We start from the raw sequence: 6255 nt of genomic DNA, 5'->3' as shown, positions 1-6255 counted from the left end.
CTATCTGGCGCGGCATGTCCGGATCACCCGGACGCGGATGGGCGAGACGCCACAAGATCCGCGACGCCCGCCATATGGCGATGGCGCGATCGACGGCGATTATGTGGTCGAGGACGATCAGCGCCACCCCGCCAGCCGCCGGCCACCCGACCTGCCGCCCGAACCAGGCGACGACCAGCCGCCACGGCGCGGCCATTCGGGCTGGACTCGGCATTGAGGCGGAAGGACGCGCCTGATAGAAGCAGCCGCAAGTCCGAACGTGCGAGGAACGAACATGGCCGACGAGAATAACCAGAACGGTGCCGCCGATGGCGCCGAGGCCGCGGCGCAGCCGCAGGTCCGTATGCAGATCCTGGCCCAGTATATCCGCGATCTGTCCTTCGAGAACGCGGTCGCCACCAAGGGCGCGCCGCAGGGCGAGGTCCAGCCCGAGATGACCGTTCAGGTCAGCCTGGACGCGCGCAAGCGTCAGGCCGATCACCAATACGAGGTGATTTCGAAATTCCGCGTCACCTCGACCAACAAGGGTGACGGCCAGACCATGTTCCTGGTCGAACTGGATTATGGCGGCGTGTTTCATATCGAGAACGTTCCCGAAGACCAGTTGCACCCTTTCCTGATGATCGAATGCCCGCGGATGCTGTTTCCCTTCGTGCGGCGCATCATTTCGGATCTGACGCGCGACGGGGGCTTTCCACCCTTCAACATGGATCCGGTCGATTTCGTGGCGCTGTATCGTCAGGAATTGTCGCGCCGCGCGCAGACGCAGCAGGGCGCGCCGGCCGATCAGAAACTGTCCTGACGGCGGTCTTCGGTCATGCCGCCGCGCCAGCGCCGGGCCTGGCAGCGGATGCTGTCGGGCCGCAGGCTGGATCTGCTGGACCCCACCCCCTTCGACATCGAGATCGAGGACATCGCCCATGGTCTGGCCTTCGTCGCCCGCTGGAATGGCCAGACGCATGGCGACTGGCCCTATTCCGTGGCCGGTCATTCGCTGCTGGTCGAGGATATCTTCTGCCGGCTGGATCCGCGCGCCGATCCCGCCGCGCGGCTGGCCGCGCTGTTGCATGACGCGCCCGAATACGTGATCGGGGACATGATCTCGCCGGTGAAATCGGCGCTTGGCCAGGATTACGGCGCGATGGATGAAAGGCTGACGGCGGCGATCCATCGCCGCTTTGGTCTGCCTGCCAGCCTTCCCGCCGCACTGAAGAAGCGGATCAAGACCGCCGACCGGATTTCGGCCCGACTGGAGGCCGTTCAGATCGCGGGTTTCGACGAGACCGAGGCGCGCAAGCTTTTCCCCGTCCCCGGCGAACAGATACTGACCCGGCTCAAGATCGATCTCAGCCCGCCCGCGAAGGTCCGCGCCGCATTTCTCGAACAATTCTCCGCGATTATGCGGGCGCTGGATCAAACGGGAAACAGCGATGAAAAGGGAAAATATTAACCCTTTTTTAACCTTCAGGGGAAAGACGCAATGAAACGCCCTTCCCCGATTGTTTTCAGATCAGCAGATCTTCCAGTTGCTTGCCGCCCTCAAGGCTTTCCTGAACCCAACGCGGCTTGCGGCCACGACCTGTCCAGGTCATCGTAGGATCCTTGGGATTGACGTATTTCGGGGGCACGGTGCCCGCGCGCCGGGGTTTGCCGCCTGTCAGCTCCGCCAGGTTGAACCCATGTTCGCGCGCGGCTTCTTCGACCGCAGCCAGCGCTTCGCGCCGCTTGCGATCCTCGTAGGAACTGATTGCCCGATCCAGCTTGGCGCGTAGATCGCGCATTTCCTTCAGCGTCATCTTGTCAAAATCAACGTTCATTTCTTCTTCGTCCGTGAGAATATTGGTGAACGAAAAATTAGATTATATTGAGAAAGTTTCAACCCTTCGCTGCGCCTGTCAGCGGGGTCCGCGTTTGGCGAGAATTCGCTGAAGCGTGCGTCGGTGCATATGCAGACGGCGGGCGGTTTCGCTGACATTCCGGTCACATTGCTCGTAAACGCGCTGAATATGTTCCCAGCGGACCCGATCGGCCGACATCGGATTTTCAGGAGGAGGCGGCAGCAGGTCACCGACAGCCAGCAAAGCCGACGTCACGTCATTTGCGTCGGCGGGCTTTGCGAGATAATCGGTCGCGCCCATTTTCACCGCCGCGACGGCGGTTGCGATGGCACCATACCCGGTCAAGACGATGATCCGCGCATCTTCGCGCGTCTCGCGCAACGATTCGACCACGTCCAGGCCATTGCCGTCTTCGAGGCGCAGATCGATGACCGCGAAGGCCGGCGCCTGTTCACGGATCATCCGCATCGCTTCGCTGACGCTCAGCGCGGTGCGGGTGGCAAAGCCGCGTTTCTCCATGGCGCGGGCCAGCCGCGTCACGAACAATTCATCGTCATCGACCAGCAGCAAGGACGGATCGGCACCAATCCGGGCAGCGATATCCTCAGCCATCATGTTTCCCTTCTTGCGCGCATCGGCGCGCAGACTGCCCGATGGACGGGCCTGCGGCAAGCGGCTGTCAGGCCGCCACGTCAAGGTTGCAGCCGACGGTTGCGGCGACCTTTTCGGCCGAATCCTCACGCGGGAACAGATCGACCGTCCTGTTTCCCGGCATGACAAGATAGGTATTGCTGGCGTGATCGACCATGTAATCCCGGTCGTTCTTTCCGCCATTCGCCCGGGAATAAATCCGCCAGCCCTTGCTGACGGCCGCGATCTCGGCGTCGCTGCCAGTCAGGCCGATCACTGCGCCGCCAAAGCTGTCGGCAAAGCGGGCCAGCACCTCGGGAGTGTCGCGCCCGGGATCGACGGTGACGAAGATCGATTGCGCATCCCTGCCCTGCGATTTCAGGATGTCCACCGCCTCGGCATTGCGCGCATTGTCCAGCGGGCAGACATCGGGGCAGGAGGTGTAGCCGAAATACAGCAATGTCGGCCTGTCGAAGACCTGCTTGTCCGAAACCCGCGTCCCATCGTCGCGGGTCAGGGTGAATTCGGTGCCCAGGGTGTCCAGCCCACCCGCGCCATCGCCGCCGTCACACCGTGCGATGCGTTCGTCGCTGCCGGACAATGCAAGATAGGCGCCCCCCGCCGCCGCGACGGACAACACGGCGGCAGCCGCGGCGGCAGCCAGGATGATCTTGGCCTCGGTCATGCCGTTTCCTTTCGCCCCATCGGTCATCGCGCGCATTGATCGCGCATTCCCCGACGCGTATCAAGTCGCCGAACGCCGCAGCGAGGCCCCAGATGAGCGCAGATCCGGCCGTGAAAAGCGCCGCCTTCCCGGCCGCCCTTCCGCGCGACCCCGAACCGATCCGCATCCGCACCCTTGCCCTGCTGCGCTGGATCGCCATCGCGGGTCAGCTGGCCGCCGTCATCGTGGCGCATTTCATGAGCATCGGCTTTCCGGTCCTGCCCGTGCTGGTGCTGATCGCCGCGGCGGTCGCGATGAACCTGTGGCTGTCCCTGCGGCCCTTCATGCGCGCCTCGCCCAGCCATGCCATCGTGCAGCTCGGCTTCGATCTGATGCAGAATTCGGCCTTGATGGCGCTGACCGGGGGCATGACCAATCCCTTCGCGCTGCTGGTTCTGGCCCCCGTCACCATCGCCGCGACCTCGCTGAACCTGCGCCAGACGCTGGCGCTGTCGCTGGCCGCGGTGGCGTTGATCTCGGTCGCGGCGATGGTGGCCATTCCGCTGCAGGATGCCGATGGCGGGGTGCTGCGGCTGGCGCCGATCCTGGCGCTTGGGCATTGGGCCGCACTGGTGATCGGGGTGGCCTTCTTCGCGTATTACGCCCACCGCGTCACGGCGGAATTGTCGGCCACGTCGAACGCGCTTTTCGCCACCCAGATGGCACTGGCGCGGGAACAGCGGTTGCAGCATCTGGGCGGGGTCGTCGCGGCGGCGGCCCATGAGATGGGAACCCCGCTGGCGACGATCAAGCTGATCGCCTCGGAACTGGTGGAAGAGTTGAACGACCGTCCCGACCTGCAACAGGACGCGCGCGCCCTGCGCGATTCGGCGGAACGCTGCGGCACCATCCTGCGCAGCATGGGACGGGCCGGAAAGGACGATCTGCACATGCGCAGCGCGCCCTTGCACGCGGTTCTGGAAGATGCCGCCGGACCCCATGCCGATCGCGGCCCGCAACTGGACATCATCGCCGACGGGCCCGAGATTCACCGCGATCCCGCCGTCATCCACGCCCTTCGCAACCTGATCCAGAACGCCGTCGATTTCGCGCAATCCCGTGTCGTGGTCGAGGCCGATCAGGGCGCCCGCCACCTGACGATCACCATCCGCGATGATGGTCCCGGCTATCCGCCGGCCTTGCTGGCGCGCATCGGCGACCCCTATCTTACCAGTCGGCGCGAGGGCCGCCAGCGCGGCGGATACGAGGGCATGGGCCTTGGTCTTTTCATCGCGAAGGCGCTGCTGGAACGGTCCGGGGCAGTGCTGACTTTCGCCAATGGCGGACCCGGCGCCATCGTCACCGTGCGCTGGCCGCTGGATCGCATCCGCGCCGACAGCCGCGTCGCCCTGGGGGACAACCCGCTTCTGTTCGATTGAACAAGTCGGGCATTTTAACTTTTCATTAAGTCAGATCGCCTTACAGTTGTGAAAACGCAATGGGGGCGCGACGACGTGGCTTTCGAGGGATATTGGCTTGTTCTTACCGCTGTTGCGGCCGGGACGATCTCGGTCCTGCTGGCGATCGCGGCGATCCGGTTCTGGGACCGGCTTGCGGCGGGTTCCGGCCGCCGGTCGGGACGCGACCATCTGGAGGGGGCGCTGAAACCCACCATCCTTCTGTTCCGCGGCGGCGCCCTGGTCGATGCGACCGCCCCGGCCCGGACCCTGCTGGATCGGGTCAATGGCCCGGACGATGACTGGACGCGGCTGCGGCAATGGGCCGGGCCGCGCTTTCCCGACGGCATTGCGCGTCTGGACCGGCTGGACGAACTGGGTCGGGTGGAAATGCTGGGTGGAAACGGTGCCGGCAGCGCCGCCCTGCGCCTGACCGCCGAACGCATCGAGGATGCCATGGTCCGTGTCACCATCGTCGATCCGCAGGCGGAACATGCCGGGATCGTCGTCGATTCCATGTCCCAGCAGGCGATGGAGGAAGAGCTTGACCTGCTGCGCAAGTCGCTGGACCAGACGCCGATGCTGGTCTGGCGGCAGGATGCCTGCGACGCGATCACCTGGGCCAATGCCGCCTATCTGCGCCGGGCCGAGGCTCATGCCGGCGGCATGCTCAGCTGGCCATTGCCGCGGCTGCTGGATCCTCCCAAACCTGCTCCGGGCGGCGGGCCCTCCACCCGGCGCGCATCGCTGGAAAGCGACGGGATCATGTCCTGGTATGATTGCCACAGCCATCAGATCGGCGACCAGACGATGATGTTCGCCCTGCCCGCCGATGCCGCCGTCCGGGCCGAGCGCAGCCTTCGCGAATTCGTCCAGACGCTGACCAAGACCTTTGCCGACCTGCCCATCGGACTGGCCATCTTCGACCGCCAGCGGCACCTGCAATTGTTCAACCCGGCGCTGATCGACCTGACCGGGCTGCCGACCGGATTCCTGACCGCGCGGCCGACCCTGTTCGACCTGCTGGATCAGTTGCGCGAATCGCGCATGGTTCCCGAGCCCAAGGATTTCCGCAGCTGGCGCCAGCACATGAACAATCTGGAAAGCGCCGCCGCCACCGGCCACCATGTCGAGACCTGGTCGCTGCCGGGCGGGCAGACCTATCGCGTCACCGGACGGCCGCATCCCGATGGCGCGGTGGCTTTCCTGTTCGAGGACATCACCTCGGAAATCTCGCTGACCCGGAAATTCCGCGCCGATCTGTCGCTGGGCGAAAATGTCATCGACGGGCTGGATGACGGGCTGGCGGCCTTCTCGTCAAGCGGCCAGATCCTGATGACGAACCAGTCTTATCGCCGGATCTGGGGCGGCAGCGCCACCACCCTTGCCGAGGCGCTGAGCGATTGGGAAGGAAGGGTCGAGAACGGTCCGGGCTTTGCCGCCCTGCGCGCCCGGCTGACGGCAGGGTCGGAAACCTCGCGTGACACCGGCCTGATTACCGGACCGGATGGCGCGCTGCTGGATTGGCGGGTCACCCGGATCGGCGGCGCGCGGCAATTGCTGCGCTTCCGCCGGGCCGAGATCGTCGCCACGACACCCGGTCAGGACGGGGCCGCCCCGCTTCTGACCCGGGCCGTGGGCGCGGATTAGGCACCGCCCGCGCGGC

At 65.2% G+C, this 6255-nt stretch carries 7 protein-coding genes and 1 pseudogene; 5 read left to right on the top strand and 3 right to left on the bottom strand.

All coding sequences use genetic code 11. The features are described 5' to 3' along the window. From B4A72_RS03830 to B4A72_RS03820, 3 genes and pseudogenes are all read left to right on the top strand, one after another. Positions 1-217: pseudogene (locus B4A72_RS03830) on the top strand (hypothetical protein); the annotation flags it as partial. A gap of 57 nt (positions 218-274) precedes the next feature. Then, on the top strand, positions 275-802 hold the full coding sequence (gene secB, locus B4A72_RS03825; protein ID WP_292951574.1) for a protein-export chaperone SecB: 528 nt from the start codon (positions 275-277) through the stop codon (positions 800-802). Positions 803-817: 15 nt separating this feature from the next. After that, complete coding sequence (locus B4A72_RS03820; protein ID WP_292951571.1) at positions 818-1450, top strand: HD family hydrolase; 633 nt, start codon at positions 818-820, stop codon at positions 1448-1450. Positions 1451-1505: 55 nt separating this feature from the next. Here the strand turns inward: B4A72_RS03820 and B4A72_RS03815 are convergent, their stop codons facing one another. The 3 genes from B4A72_RS03815 to B4A72_RS03805 form a co-directional block, all read right to left on the bottom strand. Next, entirely contained in the window at positions 1506-1817 is a 312-nt protein-coding gene (locus tag B4A72_RS03815) for an H-NS histone family protein (RefSeq protein WP_292951569.1), read from the bottom strand. Positions 1818-1895: 78 nt separating this feature from the next. Continuing rightward, entirely contained in the window at positions 1896-2450 is a 555-nt protein-coding gene (locus B4A72_RS03810) for an ActR/PrrA/RegA family redox response regulator transcription factor (protein ID WP_292978111.1), read from the bottom strand. A 67-nt stretch (positions 2451-2517) separates the two neighbouring features. Further along, positions 2518-3153, bottom strand: a complete 636-nt coding sequence (locus B4A72_RS03805; RefSeq protein WP_292978109.1) for an SCO family protein — start codon at positions 3151-3153, stop codon at positions 2518-2520. A 92-nt stretch (positions 3154-3245) separates the two neighbouring features. On the opposite strand from B4A72_RS03805, the gene B4A72_RS03800 reads away from it, so the two are divergent. Continuing rightward, the gene (locus B4A72_RS03800) at positions 3246-4571 is read left to right on the top strand and encodes an ActS/PrrB/RegB family redox-sensitive histidine kinase (protein ID WP_292951560.1); all 1326 of its coding nucleotides are present in this window, start codon (positions 3246-3248) and stop codon (positions 4569-4571) included. Between the two features lie 48 nt (positions 4572-4619). Beyond that, positions 4620-6239, top strand: coding sequence for a PAS-domain containing protein (locus tag B4A72_RS03795; RefSeq protein WP_292978108.1), 1620 nt, complete (start codon positions 4620-4622; stop codon positions 6237-6239). The last annotated feature ends 16 nt before the right edge of the window (positions 6240-6255 follow it).

The sequence above is a fragment of the Paracoccus sp. UBA5162 genome, assembly GCF_002413585.1.
Lineage (GTDB): Bacteria > Pseudomonadota > Alphaproteobacteria > Rhodobacterales > Rhodobacteraceae > Paracoccus.
The sequence above is the reverse complement of the archived record's forward strand: the minus strand, read 5'-3'. Positions and strand labels throughout refer to the sequence as shown.

Bases quoted from the DNA above. Each gene is read 5' to 3' on its own strand.
- B4A72_RS03805 (WP_292978109.1), bottom strand. From the start codon at position 3,153: ATGACCGAGGCCAAGATCATCCTGGCTGCCGCCGCGGCTGCCGCCGTG.
- B4A72_RS03815 (WP_292951569.1), bottom strand. From the start codon at position 1,817: ATGAACGTTGATTTTGACAAGATGACGCTGAAGGAAATGCGCGATCTA.
- B4A72_RS03820 (WP_292951571.1), top strand. From the start codon at position 818: ATGCCGCCGCGCCAGCGCCGGGCCTGGCAGCGGATGCTGTCGGGCCGC.
- secB (WP_292951574.1), top strand. From the start codon at position 275: ATGGCCGACGAGAATAACCAGAACGGTGCCGCCGATGGCGCCGAGGCC.
- B4A72_RS03800 (WP_292951560.1), top strand. From the start codon at position 3,246: ATGAGCGCAGATCCGGCCGTGAAAAGCGCCGCCTTCCCGGCCGCCCTT.
- B4A72_RS03810 (WP_292978111.1), bottom strand. From the start codon at position 2,450: ATGGCTGAGGATATCGCTGCCCGGATTGGTGCCGATCCGTCCTTGCTG.